General features: G+C 44.2%; 22 protein-coding genes. 6 read left to right on the forward strand and 16 right to left on the reverse strand.

What is annotated here, in order from left to right:
- Positions 1–148: 148 nt before the first annotated feature.
- Together ACIQXR_RS10540 and ACIQXR_RS10545 are read left to right on the forward strand one after the other, a co-directional pair.
- On the forward strand, positions 149–1417 hold the full coding sequence (locus ACIQXR_RS10540; protein ID WP_402871946.1) for a dicarboxylate/amino acid:cation symporter: 1269 nt from the start codon (positions 149–151) through the stop codon (positions 1415–1417).
- A gap of 284 nt (positions 1418–1701) precedes the next feature.
- Positions 1702–3120: an NAD-dependent succinate-semialdehyde dehydrogenase gene (locus ACIQXR_RS10545; protein WP_402871949.1), complete on the forward strand. Its 1419-nt coding sequence runs from the start codon at positions 1702–1704 to the stop codon at positions 3118–3120.
- Positions 3121–3176: 56 nt separating this feature from the next.
- Here the strand turns inward: ACIQXR_RS10545 and ACIQXR_RS10550 are convergent, their stop codons facing one another.
- The 8 genes from ACIQXR_RS10550 to ACIQXR_RS10585 form a co-directional block, all read right to left on the reverse strand.
- Positions 3177–4283 (reverse strand): AI-2E family transporter, encoded by a 1107-nt coding sequence (locus ACIQXR_RS10550; RefSeq protein ID WP_402871952.1) that lies wholly within the window; start codon positions 4281–4283, stop codon positions 3177–3179.
- 361 nt (positions 4284–4644) lie between these two features.
- The gene (gene scpC / locus ACIQXR_RS10555) at positions 4645–6171 is read right to left on the reverse strand and encodes a succinyl-CoA:acetate CoA-transferase ScpC (RefSeq protein WP_402871954.1); all 1527 of its coding nucleotides are present in this window, start codon (positions 6169–6171) and stop codon (positions 4645–4647) included.
- 130 nt (positions 6172–6301) lie between these two features.
- The gene (locus tag ACIQXR_RS10560; protein WP_402871957.1) at positions 6302–6952 is read right to left on the reverse strand and encodes a LytTR family DNA-binding domain-containing protein; all 651 of its coding nucleotides are present in this window, start codon (positions 6950–6952) and stop codon (positions 6302–6304) included.
- 336 nt (positions 6953–7288) lie between these two features.
- Complete coding sequence (locus ACIQXR_RS10565) at positions 7289–7465, reverse strand: hypothetical protein (RefSeq protein ID WP_402871960.1); 177 nt, start codon at positions 7463–7465, stop codon at positions 7289–7291.
- Between the two features lie 24 nt (positions 7466–7489).
- Positions 7490–7849, reverse strand: coding sequence for a P-II family nitrogen regulator (locus ACIQXR_RS10570; protein ID WP_402871963.1), 360 nt, complete (start codon positions 7847–7849; stop codon positions 7490–7492).
- A gap of 14 nt (positions 7850–7863) precedes the next feature.
- The gene (locus ACIQXR_RS10575) at positions 7864–9078 is read right to left on the reverse strand and encodes an ammonium transporter (protein ID WP_402871966.1); all 1215 of its coding nucleotides are present in this window, start codon (positions 9076–9078) and stop codon (positions 7864–7866) included.
- Between the two features lie 253 nt (positions 9079–9331).
- The gene (locus ACIQXR_RS10580; RefSeq protein WP_402871969.1) at positions 9332–9535 is read right to left on the reverse strand and encodes a YbdD/YjiX family protein; all 204 of its coding nucleotides are present in this window, start codon (positions 9533–9535) and stop codon (positions 9332–9334) included.
- 19 nt (positions 9536–9554) lie between these two features.
- A complete protein-coding gene (locus ACIQXR_RS10585) occupies positions 9555–11603 on the reverse strand; it encodes a carbon starvation CstA family protein (RefSeq protein ID WP_402871971.1) in 2049 nt (682 codons plus the stop codon).
- Positions 11604–11945: 342 nt separating this feature from the next.
- Here ACIQXR_RS10585 and ACIQXR_RS10590 point away from each other — a divergent pair, with 342 nt between their 5' ends.
- A complete protein-coding gene (locus ACIQXR_RS10590) occupies positions 11946–12674 on the forward strand; it encodes a MerR family transcriptional regulator (protein ID WP_402871974.1) in 729 nt (242 codons plus the stop codon).
- Between the two features lie 57 nt (positions 12675–12731).
- Here ACIQXR_RS10590 and ACIQXR_RS10595 read toward each other — a convergent pair whose 3' ends face one another.
- On the reverse strand, positions 12732–14513 hold the full coding sequence (locus tag ACIQXR_RS10595) for an ABC transporter ATP-binding protein (RefSeq protein ID WP_403079962.1): 1782 nt from the start codon (positions 14511–14513) through the stop codon (positions 12732–12734).
- Complete coding sequence (locus ACIQXR_RS10600) at positions 14488–16236, reverse strand: ABC transporter ATP-binding protein (protein ID WP_403079964.1); 1749 nt, start codon at positions 16234–16236, stop codon at positions 14488–14490. Before ACIQXR_RS10600 ends, ACIQXR_RS10595 begins: the two co-directional genes overlap by 26 nt.
- A gap of 456 nt (positions 16237–16692) precedes the next feature.
- Here ACIQXR_RS10600 and ACIQXR_RS10605 point away from each other — a divergent pair, with 456 nt between their 5' ends.
- Positions 16693–17253: a nitroreductase family protein gene (locus tag ACIQXR_RS10605; protein ID WP_402958494.1), complete on the forward strand. Its 561-nt coding sequence runs from the start codon at positions 16693–16695 to the stop codon at positions 17251–17253.
- A 148-nt stretch (positions 17254–17401) separates the two neighbouring features.
- On the opposite strand, the gene fosB is transcribed toward ACIQXR_RS10605, so the two are convergent.
- The 3 genes from fosB to ACIQXR_RS10620 are packed head-to-tail and all read right to left on the reverse strand — an operon-like array spanning position 17402 to position 19541.
- Positions 17402–17830 (reverse strand): metallothiol transferase FosB, encoded by a 429-nt coding sequence (fosB, locus tag ACIQXR_RS10610; protein ID WP_403079966.1) that lies wholly within the window; start codon positions 17828–17830, stop codon positions 17402–17404.
- 28 nt (positions 17831–17858) lie between these two features.
- Positions 17859–18830, reverse strand: coding sequence for a sensor histidine kinase (locus tag ACIQXR_RS10615; protein ID WP_403079969.1), 972 nt, complete (start codon positions 18828–18830; stop codon positions 17859–17861).
- A 12-nt stretch (positions 18831–18842) separates the two neighbouring features.
- Positions 18843–19541 carry a LytR/AlgR family response regulator transcription factor gene (locus ACIQXR_RS10620; RefSeq protein ID WP_403079971.1) on the reverse strand — a complete coding sequence of 233 codons (699 nt, stop codon included), beginning with the start codon at positions 19539–19541 and terminating at the stop codon, positions 18843–18845.
- 161 nt (positions 19542–19702) lie between these two features.
- Here ACIQXR_RS10620 and ACIQXR_RS10625 point away from each other — a divergent pair, with 161 nt between their 5' ends.
- Positions 19703–20455, forward strand: coding sequence for an ATP-binding cassette domain-containing protein (locus ACIQXR_RS10625; RefSeq protein ID WP_402871994.1), 753 nt, complete (start codon positions 19703–19705; stop codon positions 20453–20455).
- Positions 20445–21611, forward strand: a complete 1167-nt coding sequence (locus ACIQXR_RS10630) for an ABC transporter permease (protein ID WP_403079973.1) — start codon at positions 20445–20447, stop codon at positions 21609–21611. The genes ACIQXR_RS10625 and ACIQXR_RS10630 overlap by 11 nt, the downstream gene beginning before the upstream one ends.
- Before the next feature lie 34 nt (positions 21612–21645).
- On the opposite strand, the gene ACIQXR_RS10635 is transcribed toward ACIQXR_RS10630, so the two are convergent.
- The 3 genes from ACIQXR_RS10635 to ACIQXR_RS10645 are packed head-to-tail and all read right to left on the reverse strand — an operon-like array spanning position 21646 to position 24932.
- Positions 21646–22794, reverse strand: coding sequence for an ABC transporter permease (locus tag ACIQXR_RS10635; RefSeq protein WP_403079975.1), 1149 nt, complete (start codon positions 22792–22794; stop codon positions 21646–21648).
- Entirely contained in the window at positions 22791–23984 is a 1194-nt protein-coding gene (locus ACIQXR_RS10640) for an ABC transporter permease (RefSeq protein WP_403079978.1), read from the reverse strand. Before ACIQXR_RS10640 ends, ACIQXR_RS10635 begins: the two co-directional genes overlap by 4 nt.
- A gap of 12 nt (positions 23985–23996) precedes the next feature.
- A complete protein-coding gene (locus tag ACIQXR_RS10645) occupies positions 23997–24932 on the reverse strand; it encodes an ABC transporter ATP-binding protein (protein WP_402958505.1) in 936 nt (311 codons plus the stop codon).
- Positions 24933–25006: the final 74 nt, after the last annotated feature.

The following is a 25006-nucleotide window of genomic DNA, read 5'->3' on the forward strand; positions in this document are numbered from 1 at the left end:
GTTCCTCCTCTCTTCTCCCTCTCTCTCACTTTCCAAGACCAAAAAGACCAAAAAGAACAATATCACCAAAAGAATATTCTGACTCTTCCTTCTGTTACACTATAGTTAATTAAAGAAAGCGCTATCATATAACAAAGGAGAATACAGTATGAAACTATTAAAAAATCTAACTGTCCAAGTCATCATAGGTATCATTCTCGGTATTACAGTCGGTTTCTTATTCCCTGCTTTCGGTGAACAGCTGAAAATCTTAGCTGATTTGTTTATTAAAATGATAAAAATGGTCATCGCACCCATCATATTCTTAACCGTCGTTATCGGCATTGGCGGCATGGGTGACATGAAGAAAGTGGGTCGTATCGGTGGGAAAGCCCTCCTTTACTTCGAAATCGTTTCCACCGTTGCCCTTGCGATTGGTCTTATCGTGGTCAACCTGTTAGGACCGGGTAAAGGATTTAACATCGATTCAGTGGAAGGCGGAGATGTATCGCAATATACAACCGCTGCTGAGGAAACAGAACACGGTGCCATAGCCTTTATCTCCAATATCATCCCGGACAATGCTGTCGCTGCAATGGCCGGTGGCGACTTGCTTCCTATTCTGTTCTTTGCCGTCTTGTTCGGTATCTCCATGGCAATGATCGGACCAAAAGTACAACCTGTCGTCTCCTTCTTACAACATATAGCGGATATTTTCTTCGGCATCGTTGGGATCATCATGAAGTTTTCACCGCTGGCGGCATTTGGGGCCATGGCCTATACCATCGGTAAGTTCGGGCTTGGTTCTCTAAGTTCTTTAGGACAATTAATGGCTAGTGTATATATTACCATGGCATTATTCATCATCATCGTCCTTGGGGGCATCGCAAAATTCTATGGCTTCAACATATTCAAATTCATCGCTTATTTAAAAGAGGAACTTCTATTGGTATTGGGAACTTCTTCTTCGGAATCCGCATTGCCAAGTGTGATGAAGAAGCTTGAGAATTACGGATGTTCAAAATCCGTGGTCGGGCTGGTCGTACCGACCGGTTATTCCTTTAACCTTGATGGCACATCGATTTACCTGTCAATGGCGGCCATTTTCATCGCCCAAGCTTATGGCGTGGATTTAAGCATCTGGCAGGAAATAACCCTTCTTGGAATCCTGATGCTAACATCTAAAGGGGCTGCAGGTGTAACAGGATCCGGTTTCATCACCCTTGCGGCAACATTGGCTGCTTTCCCGATGATTCCTGTTGAAGGCATGGCACTTCTTTTAGGGGTCGACCGTTTCATGTCGGAAGCTCGTGCCATCACGAACCTGATCGGAAACAGTGTTGCTACAGTTGTCATTTCTAAAACAGAAGGCGAATTTGATCCAACTCATTCAAACTACAACAATTTGGATGAAGTAGCCGCCTCCACAGATCGATGAAGAACGGACACTAAGAAAGAGGATAGATGGGAAGCAGAACTCTCTGCCCGCATCTATCCTCTTTTCCATATGCATTCTTACTTCCTTACTGTCCCTTGAAACACTTCATCACTCCGTTTTATTGTCCCTATTGACTGAACCCACCATCATTTCTAAAAACTTATCAATCATATTCATTTAAGATTTCCCGAAAAGTGTTTATACTTTTATATAGCAGATGATATTAGCTTATAGACATTCACTCTAAATAAAGAACAAAATAATACGAAACGGGAGGTTTTATCATGAAAGATTACGGATTATACATTAATGGGGAATGGTCCGATCACGGACTTGAAAAAATCGAAGTGAAAAACCCGGCAACCGATGAAATTGTCGCCACTGTCCCAAAAGGAGGAGCCACGGAAGCAGCCAAAGCTGCCGATGCAGCTTATGCGGCCTTTACTGATTGGGCTGCCCTCTCGGTTTATGAACGTGCGGATTTGATCTGGAAATGGCATAAATTGATCGACGACAATAAAGAAGAACTAGCTAGAATCATGACAGAGGAACAAGGTAAACCATTGAAAGAAGCCCTTGGGGAAATGAACTATGCGAATGGATTTTTATCCTGGTTTGCCGAAGAAGGAAAACGGGTGTATGGGGAAACGATTCCTGCCTCCACTACGAATAAGCGACTTTTTGTAACCAAACAACCAGTCGGTGTCGTAGCCGTCATTACCCCATGGAATTTCCCGGCGGCGATGATTACGCGAAAAGTGGCACCCGCACTTGCCGTCGGCTGTACGGTTGTCATTAAACCCGCGAATCTGACGCCGATTACAGCTTTGAAAATGGCCGAATTGGCTGAAGAAGCAGGCATTCCAAAAGGTGTCATCAATGTAGTGACAGGTAAATCATCGGAAATCGGCGAAACTTGGCTTCAAGATACCCGGATTCGCAAATTGACCTTCACTGGTTCAACGGAAGTCGGGAAAACTTTAATGAAGGGCTCTGCCGAAACCGTGAAGAAGATATCGCTTGAGCTGGGTGGCCACGCTCCCGCCATCGTTCTGGAAGATGCCGACCTCGATAAAGCCGTTGAGGGCATCATTAGTTCGAAATTCCGGAACGCCGGACAAACATGCGTGTGTTCAAACCGCATTTATGTTCATGAATCCATCCAGGACGTCTTCATCGAGAAGCTTGTTGCCAAAGTGAACGAACTGAAAGTGGGCAACGGTTTGGAAGAAGGCGTCGACATCGGACCTCTTATTGACCAAAGTGCAGTCGAAAAGGTACAAAAGCAAATTGACGAAGCCATCAATAGCGGAGCCAAACTCGAAGCTGGTGGGAAATCGATTGGCGGACTCTTCCTTGAACCGACCATCCTTTCCAACGTCAGCGATAGCATGCTTTGCATGAATGAAGAAACATTCGGACCACTAGCACCGATTGCTTCCTTCAAGACAGATGAAGAAGCGGTACAACGTGCAAACGACTCGATTTTCGGGCTGGCAGCATACGTCTTCACCGAGAACATCTCAAGGGGCATTAAAGTCACCGAAGCCCTGGAATTCGGGATCGTCGGCTTGAACGATGGCCTCCCTTCCGTTCCACAGGCACCATTCGGCGGATTCAAGCAAAGTGGGCTTGGCCGCGAAGGCGGACATCATGGGATTGAAGAGTTTTTAGAGGTCAAATATATTTCACTAGGCCTATAATCAAATATTGGTACAAAAAAAACGGGACCAACTCTCAAAGAGTCGATCCCGTTTTTTCATTCAATTAAATCTTCCCCGAGTTTTTCCTCTTTCCTGATCCTGATGAACTTAACGATATTCAATACAATCGTTTTAATGACGGAATAAGTCGGTACAGCCAGGATCATCCCAATGATGCCTGCGATGTTTCCCGCAACCAATAAAAGGATGATGATGGTTAACGGATGCGTATTTAGCTTTTTCCCGATGACCAGCGGTGAAATGACATTACCGTCCAACTGCTGAACAATCGTGATGACCACTATGACCAAAAGCGCCTGTGTCGGCGAATGAATCAAGGCCACGATCACTGCAGGAGCGGCTCCAATAAATGGGCCGACATAGGGAATGATATTGGTAACGGCACCTATCAATGCAAACAGGAAGGCATAAGGCAAATCAATGATTAAATACCCCACGAACGTCCCAATTCCAACAAATAAGCAGACTAGCATTTGCCCCTGTATGTATGTCGTAAGGGTCTCCCCCGTTTCCTTAAGAACGGATAATGCCGGTTTGTGATAACGGACCGGTACAAATTTCATGATGGAGCTTGGTAGCTTATCGCCATCCTTCAACATATAAAACAGGATGAATGGAACCGTTACGACTACCAACGTTATATTCGTGACAACGCTGAATACAGAAGACAGACTTTTAGTAATATTGCCCGGTAGGTCCGTCAAGTATCTTTGAAGGGAATCTCCCACTTCTTTCAAAGACACATAATCCTGTTCCATCGTCCACATGAACCATCTTGATTTGGATAAATCTTCGATGAACGTTCTGGATTGATTAAAATAATCAGGAAGGTTATTAATCAAATCCGTGACCTGACGTGAAAGGGACGGGCCGACAAGACCGACCAATAAACTTACTAGACCAAGGAATATCACATACAGCAATAAAATCGCCAATCCCCTCGGCACTCTCCTTTTCACGAGCAAATCGACCGTCGGATTGAACAAGAAATAAAGAAAACCGGAAATGAGTATTGGAAAGAACAAAGTTGAAGTGAAAATCACGATTGGTTCAAAAAGAAACGAAATCTTCGTCCCCACATAAAATAACACGGACAATAGCAATAGCTCTAATGTCCAAAAATGCAGTTTAGCCTTGAACAAGTTATCTCCTCCTATATAACTCTTCTTTTTCTAAAGAAAGATGATCCATTATGTATGTAAAATTTTATAATGCTACCTATCATTGATAGAAGTTTACCATACTTCCATTACCACAACGTAAAATTCTGTATAAAATTTATTTCAATGATTCCCAGGATTTACATTGGGAAAAAATCATCCTTCTCAAGGCAGTCTTTTAGAGCGGGAAACCCTTTTATCGGTCAAAACGATCAATATATCGGTCAAACTTGGCTTTTATCTGTCTATTCAACCTATTTATCGGTCAAATCCAGCACTTTATCGGTCAAACCCCATCTCAGCAAACAAAAAAACCCCGCTGCAATGAGCGGGGTCCATCATCTTATTTTTGATCTTGAAGAGTAGCTTCAAGCATTGTACCGTTCTTGGCAAGGTTTGTATACCAAGAGAATGCTTTTTCAAGAACATGCGGTGTTTGGTGTCCACCAGTTAGAGCGACAGCTTCGTTGAAATAATCACGAAGTTGTTGACGGTAATCCGGATGTGCACAGTTTTCAATGATTGCATGTACACGTTCTTTTGGTGCTAGACCGCGTAAATCAGCATAACCTTGTTCTGTAACGATAACATCCACATCATGCTCAGTGTGGTCAACGTGAGATACGAAAGGAACGATACTTGAGATTTTGCCGCCTTTTGCATAGGACTTCGTTACGAAGATACCTAAGCGTGCATTACGAGCATAGTCTCCAGAACCACCGATACCATTCATCATTCTTGTACCAGAAACATGTGTTGAATTTACGTTTCCGTAAATGTCACATTCTAACGCAGTGTTGATAGAAATCAATCCAAGACGACGGATGACTTCCGGATGGTTAGAAATTTCTTGTGGACGAAGAACGAGTTTATCACGATATTTATCAAGTTCGCCATATACTTGCTTACCTTTTTCTTCAGCCAAAGTAATGGAGCAACCTGAAGCGAATTTAACTTTTCCAGCATCGATAAGATCGAATACTGCATCTTGTAACACTTCAGAGTATACTTCTAAATCTTTGAATTCAGAATCAATTAAACCATTCAACACGGCGTTTGCAACGGAACCTACACCTGATTGAAGTGGTGCAAGCGATTCAGTTAAACGACCAGCCTTGATTTCTTCGCGAAGGAAGTTAGTAAGGTGATTGGCCATGACAGCAGTCTCTTCATCAGGAGGCACGATTGTAGAAGGTGCATCCGTAACTGTTGCCACAACAATCCCTTTCACTTTTTCAGGATCAACAGGAATACCGATCGAGCCAATACGATCACTTGCACTCGTCAATGGAATCGGTTGGCGTTCACCTTGTTGAGCTGGTAAATATATATCATGCATGCCTTCTAATCCTTCTGGATGAGACACGTTTAATTCGATGATGACATTCTTCGCTTCTTGTACGAAGATAGCTGAGTTACCTACAGAAGTTGTCGGAATGATTAATCCGTCTTCTGTGATAGCCACTGCTTCGATGATAGCAAAGTCGATTGGTCCAACAATCCCTTGACGAACTAATTCAGCCGTATGAGATAGATGTTGGTCGACATAAGTGATTTCATCAGCATTGATTTTATTACGAATACCTTTATCCGCTTGGAATGGTAAACGTTTATTTATGAGTCCGGCTTCCGCCATATGTTGGTCGACTTCAGGTCCTAATGATGCACCTGTATATACGTCAACTTTGAATTTTTCAGTTTTCGCTCTTTCAACTAGAGCCATTGGAATAACTTTCGCATCACCAGCACGAGTAAATCCACTCATACCTAGTTTCATACCATCTTTAATCCATGAAGCAGCTTCTTCTGCAGTGACAACTTTCCCCTTAAGTTGCTCATTGCGGATTTTTTTGAAAACGCTTTCGTTCATACAAAAGACCCCCATTTTCGCTTTTCTTACACCTAATTTTATCAAGTACGTGTAATTGTCACATTCTTTTATGAATGAAAAGCCTTAAAAGGAGCACAAAACAGCATTTTTATTACACGAAACAGAAACTCTAAAAACCAAGTGCTCTTCGGAACTGGCTTGCGTACGTTTGGCTAACTTGAATTTTCGAATGATCCTTCATCACAAGCAAGAATGTAGAGTGAAAGTCAGGCAAGATTTCCTCAATGAAATGAATGTTGACAATATAGGAACGGTGCACCCGAATAAACATTTCACTTGGTAAAACGAACTCCAATTCACTTAAATTCAATTTATGGAAACCACTCACGCGTTCAGACTGGATCCTTGTCTTCCTATTTTGCGCTTCTAAAAACATGATTTCCTCATAAGGAAGCGGAATCCATCTGTCTTCCGTCTTGACGGTTAAAAAGGAAGTCGGCAACACGAACGGCTTGGAGGGAAGGATGGCTGTCACGGCGCCCATTGGATTTTCACCTTCCAGGATGGGAACGCTCAAACCATAATACGGGACGCCAAATACATCACTTTCAACTTGAACGGCAATTTTCTTCCGGCTCTGCAATGCCTTGAAAGCGGCCGTCCCTTCACTTATTAAATCTCCAGGTTTAATCCCGACATCGATTTGTTTGCTTGGTTGATAATAGATAAACTGCTCAGAATCAGCCACTGCAATCGAAGCGTTTTTTGGAACAAACTCACTAATGATATTTAAAACGGATTTAACCGTAAATTGATCCATTTTTCCCCACCCCATAAAGAACATATTGATTGATTATTTTCACTCTAAAGAAAAAGACTTTCTTCTGATTTTTCCCATATTAATGAAAAATGGAAGTAAATAAGCGAAAATCGTCGAAAAAAGCCAGAAAACAGGATTTAAATTACCTGTCCCATTTCATTATAGTGGGTACTCCCACCAATTTCTATGGTGGAACCAATAAAAAATCCGTCCTTCTATTATAAAATTCACTTCCAGGATATAAACTATTCAAATACGCTTCCGAAAAGGTTTGCCACTATCTCTAAAACACAGGAAAAACCGTTCCTCTTTTTATAGAAGAAACGGCTTCCTAACTTAGACATCTGCTTTTTTAGACGGGGAATTGGTTCGGAGAAGTAAGATTGATTCTAAATTCTTCAATGGTAATTCTAATAAATAAGACCTGTCGGTAGGTTGGTAAATGTTTTCGGATATCAGTTCAGTCACAATCTTTTGCTTTTTCCTGGAAACAATCTCAATCAACTTGCCCATCTGTCCCCTCCTTTAATGTTTTCCTCAGTCGTTCTTTAATGCATCGTGCCCTTCTTTTCCTGTCCGGATATTCACCACATTGGCTAATTCATAGATGAAGATCTTTCCGTCTCCAGGTTTTCCAGTGCTTAAGAATTTCCTGGCAACATCCACTACATCTTGAACGGGGACTTCACATACTACAATCTCTATTTTCATTCGGTCATGTAAGGATATTTCCCGATTTCGGCCTCGATATGTTTCGACATAACTCTTCTGTAGCCCAGTACCTTTCGCATCTGACACCGTGATACCACTGACACCAATCTTCGCCAACTCCTCTTTGAACTGTTCAAACTTGATTGGCCGCGTAATGATTTCGATTTTCGTCAATACCTGAGACATATGAATTCCCTCCTTTAAATTGATTCGTGATAGGCCTTTTCACCGTGGAGTGTAAGATCGAGCCCCGTTGTTTCATCTTCTTCGCTGACACGTAATGGAACGAACAAGCTAATGACTTTTGCGATGATATATGTGACTACAGCCACGAAGATATATGTGGCGATAATCGCTACAACTTGTTTCCAGAGTAGGTTGAAGTCTCCGTAGAACAAACCGTTGGCTCCCCCTTCATTCACCGAAGTAGTCGCGAATAATCCCGTCGCGATTCCACCCCAAGTGCCTCCAATGCCATGTAAGCCGAAAGCATCAAGTGCATCATCATAGCCCAATTTGTTTTTAAGGAAGAATACACCCCAGTAACAAACCGCTCCGCCAATGACCCCAATCAGGATGGAAGATGCTGTCGTCACGAACCCACAGGCTGGTGTAATGGCCACCAATCCAGAAATGGCACCCGATACTGCACCAAGCAAGGTTGCCTTCTTATTTGTCATGTACTCAACGATTAACCAGCCAATGATACCAGCCGCAGCTGCAACAGCCGTATTCACGAAAACATTCATCGCCACTGCATCGATCGTCAAGGCACTGCCGACATTAAAACCGTACCAGCCAAACCAGATCAACGATCCACCAAGGAATGTTAAAGGTAGATTATGCGGGGCACTGTTTCCTGATTCCTTCCTTTTCCCCAACATGATAGCCAACACTAAACCAGCAACACCTGAAGAGATATGAACGACGTTACCGCCGGCGAAATCAAGCGTACCAAGTTCAGCTAACCAGCCGCCTCCCCATACCCAGTGAGCAACGGGTGCGTATACGAATAAAGACCAAAGAATGGTGAAAATTAAGAAAGCGGAAAATTTCATTCGTTCAGCGATCCCGCCTGCGATAATGGAAACGGTCAATACTGCGAATGTCATTTGGAATAGCATGAATAAACTATGAGGAATTGTGTCGCTGTATGGGCCAGGAGCGAAGCCGACATCCTTTAAACCTACCCAATCCAGACCGCCTAGGAGAGTATTTCCTGGTGAGAAGGATAATGAATACCCAACCAGCACCCAAAGAATAGAAATGACAGCGAGTGGCATATAACTATGCATTGCCGTATTGAGGACATTCTTGCTTTTTACCATCCCTCCATAAAATAGGGCAATTCCTGGAGTCATAAGCCAAACCATCATTGTCGCTAAAAACATGAATACCGAATCTGCCATCTGCATTTGTTTTTCCCCCTTAAATTTTTAATATGTTATGTTATATAACATTGTTATGTGATGTAATTTATCATATACTTAATTTTCAAAAAATTCAACCATTTTATTTACTTTTTTTGAAAATTCTATGTAATAAGCACCGGAAAACGAACGGTACGAAATAGATTCTTAGTCCTTTCCTCACATGGTTTCATACTCTTCTTATAAAAATCCGCGCAAAAAAGGGCCCTAATAATAAGGGCCCCTCCTAACTATATGACTAGCAACAGCGTGATACCTTCCCATCCTTAGCGTTATACCTTTCGTCCTGCGCTTCGCAGAAGAACTCTTTCCTTGTCTTAATCGTTTTATCAGGATGTTCCAGCTTCATATGGGCTACATACGTTTCATAACTAGGAACTCCGACAAGTAGACTAATGAATTGCTTTCGGTAGCTAAGAATCCGGGTAATTTTTTTTAACATGGTTTCCTTCCCTCCATTATCACCTTGATATATAAGGAGATTCATGCATGTCAATTTTTTCATTTTTGATGATCTTGATCCATAATCGTACCGCGGAAATCAAGACAGTGATGACCACGATCATAAAGAAGGCACAAAGGGCTGCATCTAAATAATCATTGAAGATAACTCGTTTCATTTCCGCTAAATTCGCCGCCGGAGCAAGGACCTCTCCTGCATCATAGGCAGCCTTGAATTTGTCCTTATGCGCCAAAAAGCCAATTGCAGGGTTTTCGTGGAATAGCTTTTGCCAACCCGCTGTCATCGTCGCAATTAATATAAAGGTCGTCGGTAAAAGTGTGACCCATGTGTACGCTTTCTTGCCCATCTTGAACAAGACGGTCGTACCAAGCAGTAACGCAATCGCGGATAGCATTTGATTCGCAATCCCGAACAATGGCCATAGTGTATTGATTCCTCCAAGCGGATCAATGACCCCCTGGTACAGGAAGTATCCCCACCCTAGAACACAAATGGCTGTCGCGATGATGTTCGGCACCCATTTATTCGTTTGCGCAAATGGTTTATAAAAAGTACCGATAATATCTTGAATCATGAAACGGCCCACCCGGGTACCGGCATCAATCGTCGTCAAGATGAACAGTGCCTCGAATAGTATCGCGAAATGATACCAAAACGCCATCAAGGAAGCACCCCCGACTACTTGTGAGAAAATATGCGCCATCCCAATCGCAAACGTGGGAGCTCCTCCAGTACGGGATAATATCGTTTCCTCCCCAACATCATCGGCAAGGTCCGTAATCATATCAGGCGTCAAGACAAATCCCCAATCAGATATCGTCGTCGCAACCTGAGCCGGCTCCGTCCCAATGACAGCACCCGGACTATTAATGGCAAAGTAAATACCCGGTGTTAATACGCAGGCCGCTACCATCGCCATGATGGCCACGAATGACTCAGTCAGCATGGCTCCATATCCGATTGGACGTGCATGGGATTCACGTTCGATCATCTTAGGCGTCGTACCCGATGAAACGAGCGCATGGAATCCAGACACCGCCCCACATGCAATCGTGATGAATAAAAATGGGAATAGGTTACCCGAGAAAACCGGCCCCGTTCCATCAATGAACTGCGTGACCGCAGGCATTTCAAGATTAGGCATGACGATGAAGATGCCTAGTGCAAGAGCGATGATCGTACCGATTTTCAAGAAGGTACTTAGATAATCCCGCGGAGCCAAAAGCATCCAAACCGGTAGCACAGAAGCAACAAAACCATACACAATCAAGAGGATGGCAATCGTTTCACCTGAGTATGTAAACATGGGAGCCAATGTTGCACTTTCCGCTACAAAACGTCCGAAGTACAAAGCAAGCATCAACAGGATAATCCCGATGATGGATCCTTCCCCGACTCGTCCAGGCCTGATATACCGCATGTAAACACCCATAAGGACGGCAATAGGTATGGTCGAAGCAATCGTGAACATCCCCCAAGGGCTTCCTACCAAGGCCTTCACGACTACTAGCGCAAGCACGGCCAATAAAATGACCATGATGCCAAAAATCCCTAGCATGGCAATGAAACCTGTGACGGGACCGATTTCTTCTTTTATCATTTCACCAAGCGATTTACCATTTCGGCGCATCGATCCGAAGAGAATGACGAAATCCTGTACCGCACCGGCCAAAACGACACCCACCACGAGCCATAGTGTACCCGGCAGATACCCCATCTGTGCCGCTAAGATAGGCCCTACAAGTGGCCCTGCCCCAGCAATCGCTGCAAAATGATGACCAAACAGTACCCATTTATTCGTCGGTACATAGTCTTTTCCATCATTATTCAATTCAGCTGGAGTCTTACGTTTATCATCAAGCTCGAATACTTTCTGTGCGATAAATTTACTATAAAAGCGATAAGCAATCGAATAGACACAGAGAGCAGCCGTAACAATCCACATAGCATTAATGCTTTCCCCGCGATTTAAGGCGACAACACCGAAGCTCACGGCTCCCAACGCAGAGATGATTCCCCAAAGAACAACTGATTTAAGCGCTTTCATTTTTTCATCTCCTACCCCATTGTATTTACTAATTCATTGTGCCTGAACGTTTTCCACAGCCTCCTTAAAACGACTAAACAACGTTAATTTTGTATATATTCTGAATTATATGTCATTTAATGGTTAATAAGCAATAGGTTTTCTTCACTAGCCGAAATTAATAGCAGGGCATATACCGTTTAGATTTTTTCAGACTACCCAGACTTCCTCCCCCTACGTCCAGACTCCATTCTTAACGTTTATTTCCATACTACCTATTTAATTCCTATCGCCTATTCCGCTATAATAAAAAGGAAAGTTTAACCATCACTTAAGCTAGATGAACGAATGGGAGGTATGACAATGGAATTTTTGACCGTTGGACAATTGTCTAAGCGAGCGAATGTGACGATAAGAACCATCCGTTACTATGACCAGATTCAATTATTAACGCCTGAATACAGGCACGCTAATGGCCGTAGATATTACTCGGCCAATGACCTGAAGCGACTTGAGAAAATCTGCCTGCTTAAAGCCCTTTCTTTTTCATTGGACGATATCAAAACCGTATTGAATAAAGAATCCTTCAAAGAATTACTTCTCCAGCACCAACAACAAATACAATCCGATATAAAAGAAGAGGAAAATACATTAAAGAACATCCAGACTTTATTAAACAGTATCGAAATCGAAGGGGAGTTCAATTGGGAGTTACTGCTTCCATTATTCAAAAGAAAAGAGCATAATCGAGGGTCACACTTCAACGAAGAAGAACAGAAAACCATCAATAAACTACCCAAAATGGAACAAAATGATATCAGCATGAAACAATGGATCAATCTCATGAAGAGGATTGAATGGTCCCTTGAAAAGGGCGTTTCCCCCTTATCGGAAGAAGGACGGCTCATTGCTGAAGATTCCCTCCTGCTGTCCGAGTTGGTATTTCAGGGAAACAAAGAGCTTGAGGAGAAATTCTGGGAAATTCGAAAGTCCAAGGAAGGATCCGCTTCCGCAGGTTTGTATCCGATAAACGAAGATGTGCTGACCTTCTTGGATGAGGCAATTGCCTCGGTAACGGAATGTACCCGATAGGTTCCAGTTTTTTGGACTAACTAAAAAAAATGTGCGCCAAGAGGCACACATTTTTTTTCATCCCGTATGATTTCCATTTAAGGAACCGCGATGAAGTTCAGCATAGAAACCTTTTTGCTTCAATAACTCCGAATGGGACCCTTTTTCGATGATTCTCCCCTCATCCAATACCAGTATTTGATCGCTTTGCTGAATCGTATTCAGTCGATGCGCAATGACGAAACTTGTTCGCCCCTTCATCAATCGATGTAACGCCTCCTGTATTTTGATTTCAGTGATTGTATCAATACTGCTTGTCGCCTCATCCAAAATCAAAAGAATCGGATCGGCTAAAATCGCCCTCGCAATTGAAAGGAGCTGTCGTTGCCCCTGGCTGATTCCACTGCCATCTTGGGTCAAAACCGTATCATATTGATTGGGCAGTTTCATGATAAAGGTATGTGCATTGGCAAGTTTGGCCGCTTCCACTACCTCCATATCCATGGCTTCCAAACGGCCATAACGGATATTTTCACGAATTGTTCCTTGAAATAGAAAGGAATCCTGTAAAACGAATCCCATATGTTTACGGAGGCTCGCCCTCGTTACCTGTTGGATATCTTGTCCATCGACCAGGATCCTGCCACTGTTCGGTTCATAAAACCGGGCGAGCAGATTAATAATCGTCGTTTTACCCGCACCGGTCGGACCGACTAATGCAATGGTCTCTCCTTTTTCAGCATGGAAACTAATATCGTTGATTGTTTGATCGTCATCATCATAGGAAAAGGACACCCCTTCGAAATCAACCTCTCCACGGATGTCCCGTAGTTCACCCGCTTCTTTCTCATCCACGCCCTCTTCCTCTTCATCCAGGATCGAGAATACCCGCTCAGCACCAGCGACAGCCGAAAGCAGGGTATTGAACTGGTTAGCCAAGTCATTGAGCGGACGCGTGAATTGCCTGGAATACTCGGTGAAGATGACAATCACGCCAATGGTGACCCCACCCATTCCTTCCAAGGCCAAATAGCCACCGACAGCAGCAATCACGATAAAGCTTAAGTTATTCAATAAATTCATCAGCTTCGGTATCAATCCCGAATAGGATTGAGACCAATAACCGGCTTTTTTCAAGTTCTCACTGCGAGTGATAAAATCTCGAATTACTTTTTCTTCCTGTGAAAAGGCCTTCACGATGCGCTGTCCGGAAATTGTTTCTTCAATGAATCCATTCAATTCACCCAGGTTTTTCTGCTGTTCCTTGAAAAGCCTGCCTGTCCGGTTCGTAATCCATTTCAACCCAAAGAACATAAGCGGGACAATGAAAAGGGTTAGAATCGTCAGTAATGGACTCAAATACAGCATGACAGCCAGTGTCCCGACAAGAGTCAGGACGCTTGAAAAGATTTGAATGACCGAACTGTTCAATGTAGAGCTGACATTTTCAATATCATTCGTGACCCGGCTCATCAGTTCCCCATGCTGGCGACGGTCAAAAAAGGGAATCGGCAGCTGCTGGAGCTTCTTGAACAGCTGGTTGCGCATCAGATAAACCGTATCCTGGGCAATCCCGATCATCCAATAGTTTTGTAGCCACATGGACAGTGAATAGAACACATAAACCGCAAGGAGCCCAAACAGCAGATTGATCAAACCATCGCTGTCCTTCGTGACGATATAATCGTCGATGGCCATTCCTACAAGAAATGGACCAAGCAGTCCTAACACTGAACTGACCAGGACCATGAACAGGACCATGACGAGCATACTTCTATTCGTCGTTAAATAAGGGAGGATCCGTTTGACCGTGCCTGCAGAATTGGACGGCTTTTTAGCGGGAGACGTTTTTCGTTTCATAGGAAATCTCCTCCTCCCCATATTGTGATGCAACGATTTTCCGATAAAGGGCATTCGTTTTACTCAACTCATCATGCTTGCCTTCCGCGAGTACCTCTCCATCTTCAAGCAATAAGATTTTATCGGCTTTCATCGCTGTACTTATTTTTTGCGTAATGATGAGCGTCGTGCACGTATAGGATTCCAATGCCGTAAGCAGCCTACTTTCCGTATTTAGATCCAAGGCGCTTGTGCTGTCATCCAAAAGGAGGATCTTCGGCCTGCGGACCAATGCCCTCGCAACCGATAGCCGTTGCTTTTGCCCACCTGAGAGATTCACTCCTTTTTGTCCTAGCCGCGTTTCATATTGCTTTGGCAGTCTCATTACCGTTTCATGGATTTGGGCATGTTGGGCCGCTATCATGATTTCCTCCAGTGACGCGTCTTCTTTCCCCCAGGCGATATTGGTCTGGATGGACCCGGAAAATAGCATCGCTTCCTGTGGCACGTAGCCAATCCTTTTTCGGAGTGAGTCCAGAGGAATGTCCCTCACATCCTGTCCATCTATCGTGATTGCTCCACTCTCCACTTCGAATAAACGTGGAATGAGCTGAAATAGGGAGGTTTTCCCCGACCCAGTCGCACCGATGATCGCGAGAGTTTGTCCCGCTTCAACGGTGAACTTCAAGTGTTTCAATACCTGTTCATCTCCGCCAGGATAGCGGAATGACACATCCTGGAACTCGATATGCCCCTCTTTGATAAGGTCCCCCCTGCTTTCCACCCTACCTTCATCGAGATCAATGGGCGTCTCGAAAATTTCGGTCACGCGGTCAGCTGACGCTTTTGCTCGGGACAAGACCATGATCAACCAAGAAAAGACCGATAAGGAGCCTGCGATTCTTGTGGCATAATTGACAATCGCCACGACTTCCCCGACCTGGATATCTCCCGTCGAGATAAAGCCGCTACCGAACCATAGGACTACAAGGATTGCCACGTTCATGACCAGCATCAGCACGGGCATCGTCGTTTCAATCAAGCGAAGCGATTGGACGGTCTTCATTTTCAATTCATCGTTTGCCCCGTCAAAACGGCCGATTTCATGATCCTTACGAAGAAATGCTTTGATCAACCTCATCCCAATCAAATTCTCACGCATGACACTATTGACGTTATCCAGCCTTTTTTGGACAAGTCGAAACAGCTTTGCCGCACGTTTCATGACCCATCCCAGGAACAGCACGAGAACGGGAATCGAAATGATCAATACAAGGGATAACTTCAGATTGACCGTTATCGCCATGATTGTGCCCCCAAGGACAATCAACGGTGCCCTTGCCATGATACGCAATCCCATAAATACCGTATTCTGAAGCTGCGTGACATCATTCGTCATCCGGGTGATCAAGGAAGAGGTCGGGATGTTGTTTAAATTGGCAAAAGAAAAGGCCTGGATTTTGCCGAAGAGATTTTTCCTTACTTCATGTCCAAAACTTTGGCTCACATGAGAAGCTGTAAAGGAATTGACGATTCCGCCAAGGAACGAAAATATCGATAGGCCGACCATGATCGCTCCCCACTTTATCACGACGGAAAGGTCTTTTTGTAAAATGCCATCATCAATGATCTTTGCAATGAAGAGTGGCTGTAAAAGTTCAACACCGAGCTCGACTAACATTAAAAATAAAGCAAGAGCGATGAAGAGACGATATGGTTTAAGGAACGAAAACAGTTTTTTCATCTACGACACCCTTCAATCTTCATATGTAGGTAACATTTTTATCTTTTCATTATACATTTTTATACAGATTTAATAAAAGAATTAGCAAGCTTGGTTAGCATTGGAAAAAGTTTTTTAATTTTTTCCGAGATCCTCTTGACAAAAAACAGGAAATAAGAGAAAATTCTAATTGATAATGATTTTCAATTTCATTATCGATCTCTGAAATTTGTTAAGTACTACGATAATTTCTTATCGTACCCATTTGATATTGTACATAGATACAATGTCGCCCCGGTCTCTCTGTGCCTAGTAAAAATTATATGCTTAGTTGCGAATGCAAGTCACTAGAATATTGCCCCCTCTTTATTCAAGTCAGTTTATTCAATTTAAAGCATATTAGGCATCCGGGGTCCTTTTTTTTTCAAAAAAACAATTCCTATACATAGATCATTAAGAATAAGGAGAAATACAAATATGAAACTAGAACAAATCATAAAAGAACGGCGGAGCATCAAACGATTCAAGGACCAACCCGTTCCCCTCGAAACCATTCAATCACTTTTGGAAACTTCCACGTGGGCACCCAATCATAAAATGACCCAACCGTGGCGATTCGTCGTTGTTCACGGAGACAGCCGCGTGAAGCTAGCAGAAGCGACACGGGCCTTTATGGCAGGTAAAGAAAAGGATCCGTCAAAGAAGAAAGAAGCCGGTCAGCGTGGGTACAATAAACTGAACGGCGTTCCGATGTTCGTTGCGGTTATCATGGAGGAAAATCCGAATCTCATGACCCGCGAAGAGGATTATGCAGCCACGAGCGCCTTGATCCAGAATTTCAGTTTACTTGCCTGGGAACAAGGAATCGGCATGATTTGGGAAACGTACGGCATGATCCACAGCCAAGAATTCCGCGAAGCCTTAGGCGTAAAACCCGGGGAGAAAATCGTAGGAAGCCTGCACGTCGGATACCCGGACATGATTCCTACGCCCCGTCCGCGTACACCAATAGATGAACTGCTCACCATAATGGATTGAATCGGGAGGAGCCTCCAAGCTTATTGGAGGCTCCTTTTTCAACCCGTTTTTGTCTTTTATCGGTCAAATTAAGTCCTTTATCGGTCAAACTGGACTTTTTATCAGTCAAGTCGTCCCATTTATCGGTCAATCCCTGCATTATATCGGTCTATTGGAAAAACCTCATATGGGGCTTTTCCTGTTTATAATAATCTAGTCTTTCCTTTAGCGTTCCCGTATGGAATTCGAACTTATGGCCATCCAAGTCAGTAAAATAGATGGATTTATTATCACGCTTATTTCTCTCTCTGCCGCTAAGAGTATTCACCTGTAAACGCTCAAGCCGGTCCTGGATGCCATCAAAATCCTTTTCGGTAATGGAAAATGCGACATGCGTATACGATTCTTTTATTTCGTTTCTCGGAATATCCTTTTCCAGATTAAGAGCCAGCCATATCCCATTCAGGTCGAAGTATGCCGTTTGGTTCCCTTTCACTAACAATTTCGCCCCAAAAACGGCCTGATAGAATTCAATGGACTTCTCTAAATCCGAAACGGAAAATAATAAGTGATTCAATCCTTGAATATGGATGACCATCCTCCTCCCTTTTCTTACATATAACCTCTTACACGATGGCCGGGACCTTGATTTTCAATATAAATTCCTCATTCTTATATGTGAAATCCAAATGGCCTTGATGTTTCTTTACGATATCTGAGATGATTTTCGTTCCCATTCCTTCATGTTCCCCACCCTTCGTCGTTTGGCCATGTTTCTCAAACATTGTATCCAAGATAGGGTGAGGAATCGCCAGACAATGATTGGTGCAAGTCAGAATGTAGACCCCACTTCGTTTGTAAAACTGAAGCGTGACTTGAGCATTATCCCCTTTTTCTTCCTGCCATCCTTTTGCCGCTTCCACTGCATTGGCAAGCACATTCCCAATCAAGGCGACAAGGTCCTGGTCATAAAAAGGGAGGGACGAGAGCGGCACATCGAAGTGATAGGTCATCTGGACCCGTTCTTCCTTGGCCTTACGGAACATTTGATGCAGGATCCCGGCGACGACCCCTTTTTCTCCTTTAATGGATAGATTCGTTTCTTCAAAGCCATCCACCAACTCATTCATATATTCTTTCGCTGCAGCCATCTCGTCCTGCTCCATCATAAACTGCAGCGCTGATACATGTTTCAGGAAATCATGGCGCTGACTGCGGACCACCCGGAACGTTTCATTGACCTGCAGTCGCTCCTTTTCCATTCCTTTTTGCTCTCTTTCTATACGATCCCCCATTCCAGACATATGGAGGCGGACCGTTTCGATTCCTATAAAAGTCGCAGCTAAACCTAAGTACGAAAGGGAGGGTGGCATGGAAAAATAGAGAAGAATGACGACAAGCTGCATGCCCCATAGAGTTCCTTCCATATAGATTCCTAGGGAAGCTTTTTTATATAAGGGGCGGAACTTGAGGTAAAGTCCCATGCCAATCAGACAAATCAGAAGGATGACTATCGAAGGAGAAATCTGCCAAGGTAATAGTCTAATTAGTTCGTAGAGATGCCATACCCCCAATATGGCTATAATGAATGCATGCATAGTTTTCACACCTTAAAAGTATTGGACTTGCAGGAAGTCCACCCTTTCCTTCGTGATCATCGCCTGTTCCTGGATCCCGTCAAAGCTGACGACATACGAGTTTTTGGCGTACAGTGAAAAGTTCTTCACAAAATGAATATTAATGATGAAAGAACGGTGTGAACGGATAAAGTCCCTTTCCCGCAGTTCTCCCTCCAATTCATTCAATGTTTGATAGGTTTTGATAGGACCGTTTTTAGTATGTATGGTCGTTGAACGCCCTGAACGTTCAATGAAAATAATGTCCTTCTTCTGCAAAATATGAATATCATTTTTCTGTTTTATAAACAGCCTTCCCGCCACTTCAGCGGTTCTTGACTTTTCCTGGAACCGTTCGATCGATTTGATGAGCCTGTCCCTCGAATAGGGCTTCATGATGTAGTCATGCACATTGAGTTCGAAGGCATGGACGGCGTACCCACTCGTACCTGTCACGAAGATGACCGCTATGTTCAATGCATGGGAATGGATGATGTCAGCCATTTCATATCCGGATAAATTAGGCATTTCGATATCCGCAATCAGCAAATCTATCGTTTCCTGTTTGATCTGCTCATACGCATATTCAGCGGAATCCGTGGAAAAAACCAATTCGATGCCAGGCATTTGGGCCACGATTCCATTCAACTTATCCAAATCAATCTTCCGGTCATCCACAAGGCCTACCTTCATCTACAACTCTCCTTCTCTGAAATTACCTTTATTTTACCATCAAAATATGGAAAATCGATACTTTCACGACATAAAACGGCACTTTCACGACATAACTACAGATTCCCCTATCCTTTATTTGTATGATTGAGTCAACCAAAAGAAATGTAGGAGGTTAGTAAATGATTGAAATTCATGAAGTTACAAAAACGTTCCAAGATAAAAAAACGTTCATCACCGCCCTTAAACATGTTTCCCTTACCATCGGAAAAGGCCAGATTGTCGGATTACTTGGGGAAAATGGGGCCGGAAAGACCACGCTGTTACGTTCGATTGCCACACTCCTGACACCGACAGAAGGGTCTATCAAAGTGGCCGGATTCGATACATTGGATCATCCCAATGAAATCAAGAAAAAGATCGGTGTCCTGTTCGGTGGGGAAACCGGCCTGTACGACCGCTTAACCACACGTGAAAATCTCGCCTATTTCGCCACTCTGTACGGTTTGAGCAAGCACGAAACTAAGGTGAGGATAGAAGAGCTGGCCGTCATGTTCGGGATGAAGGATTATCTCGATCGTAAAGTCGGTGGATTCTCGAAAGGCATGCGCCAAAAAGTGGCCATATCGCGGACGCTCATCCATGACCCAGAAATCATCCTGTTTGACGAGCCGACGACAGGACTCGATATCACTTCATCGAATGTATTCCGCCAGCTTGTTCTTCGGCTAAAGAATCAAGGCAAAACCATCATATTCTCAAGCCATATCATGGAGGAAGTGACCCTGCTATGCGACTCTGTAGCCATGATGCACAAAGGGGAAATGGTGTATGAAGGCCAGTTAGAATCTCTATATAAGGAAGAGAATAGCCGTGATCTGAATTATATATTCATGTCCAAACTTGTAAGGGGGAATCAGTCTCATGTTTCTTAATATGTATATAAAAGAGTTGAAGGAAGCTTTACGGGACCGCCGGACGCTATTATTAAGTGTATTTCTTCCCATCCTTTTGTTGACGGGACTGACGTTATTTTATGAGAGTATGATGGCAACGGATGAAGAGGAAACCCATACCCTTGCTGTAGATCCATCATTCACGATGGACGCCAAATCACTACTGAAGGACTTCCCTCAAATTGATGTCCAATCGTTCAAGAATCCGACAGACGCTGTCCAAGACGGAAAAGCCGCTGCTGCCCTACAGGTTAGTGATAAGTTCATGGAGCAAATCAAAAAGGGGGAACAAGTCACATTCAGCCTTTCAGGTGACTCCTATAGCCAAGATGGCTCCTTCGTCCTTTCACAGGTCGAGTCAGCCTTAACTCTCTTTGAAAAACAAATCATCCAGGAGCGCTTGCAATCGATCAATGTGGATACTAACATGATCAGTCCGCTAAAGGTCGACTTCAAAGAGGCCGGGATAGATAGCGATAATGGTGCCTCCTTGAGCATACTATCGCTCTTTCTTCCCATGATCATCACGATGGCAATCAGTACGGGTGCCTATCCGCTTGCCTCTGACTTATTTGCCGGGGAAAAAGACCGGAAAACGATGGAAGCTTTACTTATGACACCCGTTAGCCGGGGAAAGATCCTGCTAGCCAAATGGCTGACGATTTCCTCCATCGGGGCACTGGCAGGAATCGTCTCGATCCTTGTCGTCACCTTGGAACTCATGTTTTTAACGGAGGAATTGAAAAAGGGCTTTCATTTCGGTAGTGACCTATGGTTGATTCTTCCTACCGCCCTATTGATCACCATCTTATTTTCTCTATTCGTAGGGGCCCTGCAAATGTCAGCCAGCATCCTATCCAAAACCGTGAAAGAGTCGCAGAACTACCTATCGCCGATTACGATGCTCGGTGTCCTGCCTGTCCTATTCCTAGGAGGCACTGGCCTGCACGAATTGACGACCAAGCATTTCTTGATTCCATTCTTCAATATATTCGCCCTTTTTAAGGAACTGCTTTACGGCGTCATCGACTACCAGAATATCGTACTGACAGCAGGTAGCCTTATCGTCTCCATTGCCATCTTTTTCACTGTATCAAGACTATTATTCTTGAAAGACAAATGGGTATTGAATTAAGTAAAAGACGCGCTGAGCTACCAGCGCGTCTTTCTTATTCAAATCGGATCCTCCGTATGCCCAGTAATAAAAACACGAGTCCGAATAACAGTAAGATAGCGATTGATTCAATAGGGAGGGACCCATTGCCCGCAATATCCGTCAACCCCTTCATGGCCCACCTCTGAGGCAGGAACTCCGCCATCTTCTGCATAAAGGCGGGCTCGATTTCCAGTGGCCAATACACACCGGCAATCATGCAGGTGGAAATGACGACGAGGTTTCCGATTGCAGACTGTTGCTCGACCGTTTTTACAAAGCCCGAAATCATCAGGCCCAGGCCTACAATCGCGAACAACATGGCAGAAACGAGAAGCACCAAATAGATGGGATTTCCCCAGCTAACATCAAAAAAGATAGAAGTCGCCAGCATCAAGATTCCAAATTGAATCCAGCCAATCATGAAGAAGGAAAGTAGGTAACCGAAAGCTATTTCAAAACGTGATGCCGGGGTGGACAGTAAACGGTACCATACGCCGTTACTTCTCGCCTCTAAAATCGTACCCGTGACACTCATCATCGTAATCATCAAAAACATGATGGAAAACCCGGAAGCGCTGCTCGAAAAACCTCCCTGCTCATTAACCTGGCCTCCACCGAGGGTAACCTGTTTCAGACCTGATTCTTCCGTAGCCGATTCCTTTCTCAGCTTTCCATATAGCTTTTTCCAGTCTTCGCCGCTCTGTTCACTCCAAACGAGGGAACCGGCCATTTCGATATTCAGTTTCGAAAGCTTATTTGAAAGATACCCGGTGATCGTTTGGGGCGTGGTGAACTCGGGAATATGTTCAAACCGGACATTGGGCATGCCCCCTTCCAACATTTTGGTTTCGAATCCCTTACCGACATGAATGACTCCGACAATCTTTTTATTATCAAGATCCGTGAGGGTATCCTGGTTAGAACCCTTTTCCAAGGTGAACAGGGCATTCTTCTCATGCAATTCTTCAAATAGCGATTTCGATAACAAGGACTTATCTTCATCCACGAATGTAACCGCTAGCGGATCTCGATCATCCGATCCCATTAAGGTACCGAATAAAAGTGTAAAAATAAGAGGCATAGCAAACATGATAAGATAGCTCTGCCGTTCCTTAAAGACCCGCTGGATTTCAAAGCGGCAGATGTTCCAGATTTTTCTCAAGCATATCTCCCCCTTAAGCGCCAAGCACCAATCAGCATGGATACAAGCCCTATTAGCCCCAAAACCGAAAACGGCAACAACAGTCCACTCCAGCCCACGCCGGACATGATGTCCAAGAAACCGGTCAGTGCCCAATTATTCGGCGTTAGTGCTGCAATTGTTTTAAGCCGCTCAGGAAACGCATAGATTGGTAGCATCGAACCCCCGACGATTGCAAACAGTTGGATGCCGATCCCGCTGATCAAGTCGGCTGTCTTCTCTTTCCTGATGAAGGCGGCCAATAACATGGACAGACCCGCGACGGCGACGGAATACATGAAACCGAACGCCACCACCTGCCCTTGACTTTCTCCCCAATTGACGTTGAAGAAGAGAGAAGTGGCTACGTAAAAGAGCAATAATTGAATGAATGCGAAATAGAGAGTGCCCAAGAACTTCCCGATAAGGATTGAATATTGATTCATCGGGGCACTGTTCAATCTTGCCAGCGTGTCTGTATGACGTTCCTGGATCATGGATTTGGCTCCCAGAGTCACATTAAAAAGCAAAAACATGACCAGCATCGCGGCCGCATAATACTGCATCGACGAAATGGATGTTTCGCCGACCGATTGATTCCCGACTTCCATGTCCACCTTTCCACTTTCCGTCAACTCCATGGATACTCGCTCTGCAGTTTCCTTGCCAGCGCCTTCGCCCGTAGCGACTGCTTGTGTCTGCGTCGCATTTTTCATGACAGCCTCAGATGTCTTTGAAATCGTCTGTACCCGCTCGGTAAAAGAAGAGATGATCGACTCGACGACCGTCGCTTTTAATTGAGTATCTTGATTCGAGTAAAGAACGGCCTCATCAAGGTTTGCACCCCATTCAGCCGGGATAAGGATTCCAACTTCAACTTCCTCCTTTTTCACCATTTCTTTAAGCTTCTCTTCACTGTCTACCGTTTTAAGTGTAAGGAACTCCGTCTTTTCTAAGACATCTTGCTTCAATGCATCGGCCATCGGATCTTTTTTATCCACGTACAGCCCGACCGATGTTTCCTGAAACCCTTCATCTCCACCAAAGATATCCTTCAAAGCCATTCCTAAAATCAACGTCAAGATTAAGGGCATAATCAGCATGGTCATGAAACCTCGCCTGTCCATGGCCCGTATCTTAAAATCCTTCCATGCAATCAGAAAGCTCTTCATTCTCCACCCCTCCTAATCCCGTAGCGATTTCCCCGTCAATTGTAGGAAAAGACTCTCTAAATTCGGTTCCTTCCTTTCAAAGGACAGCACTTTAACAGTGGACTTCACAGCAGAAGCTATAATATCAGAGACGATATTCGGGTGATTGGTCACCATGACTTCTAGTGTGTGTGTTTCTTCATTAATCACGACTCTATCCACATTCTCCAACCCTTCCAATTCCTTAAGCCACATACCATTGAGGGAATCGACCTGTAGTTTGATGAATATTCCCTCCGCCAACGTGTCACATAAGGCTTCTTTCTTGCCGAGCGCAATGATTTTCCCTTCATCGACGATGGCGATCCGGTCGCAAAGGTGCTCGACTTCCTCCATATAGTGACTGGTATAAATCACCGTCATCCCTTCCCTATTCAACCGCTTCACCGTTTCTAGAATATGGTTGCGCGATTGCGGATCGATTCCGACCGTTGGCTCATCCATGATCAGTAGCTCAGGCTCATGCATTAAAGCGGCTCCGATATTCAGCCTCCTTTTCATCCCGCCCGAGAAGGTTTCGACTTTATCTTTGGCCCTATCCAACAACCCGATGATTTCAAGCACAACCCCTGCCCTTTGTTTCCCTTGTGCCCTCGTCAGTCCCTGCATCCTTCCCCAGAACAGTAAATTATCCTGTGCGCTCATCGTCGGGTACAGGGCAATTTCCTGTGGAACGATTCCAATTTTCTTTTTAACGTCCCTTGGCTGTTTTTTCACCGAAAGACCATCGATAAGGATGTCTCCCGAGTCATAAGGCAACAACCCGCAAATCATGGCAATCGTCGTTGACTTACCTGCTCCATTTGGTCCCAACAAACCGAAGGATTCCCCTTTATCCACCGAAAAGGAAACATCCTGTACGGCCACATGCTTCCCGTATGATTTCCTGACCTCTTTCACCTTTAACACGATACATTCCCCCTCGTATGACGCTTCCCCCTAATTCTATGACCAAAGTAAAAAAAAACCATCTGCCTCAAGGA

The sequence above is a fragment of the Peribacillus sp. NPDC097224 genome (assembly GCF_044761985.1).
Lineage (GTDB): Bacteria > Bacillota > Bacilli > Bacillales > DSM-1321 > Peribacillus.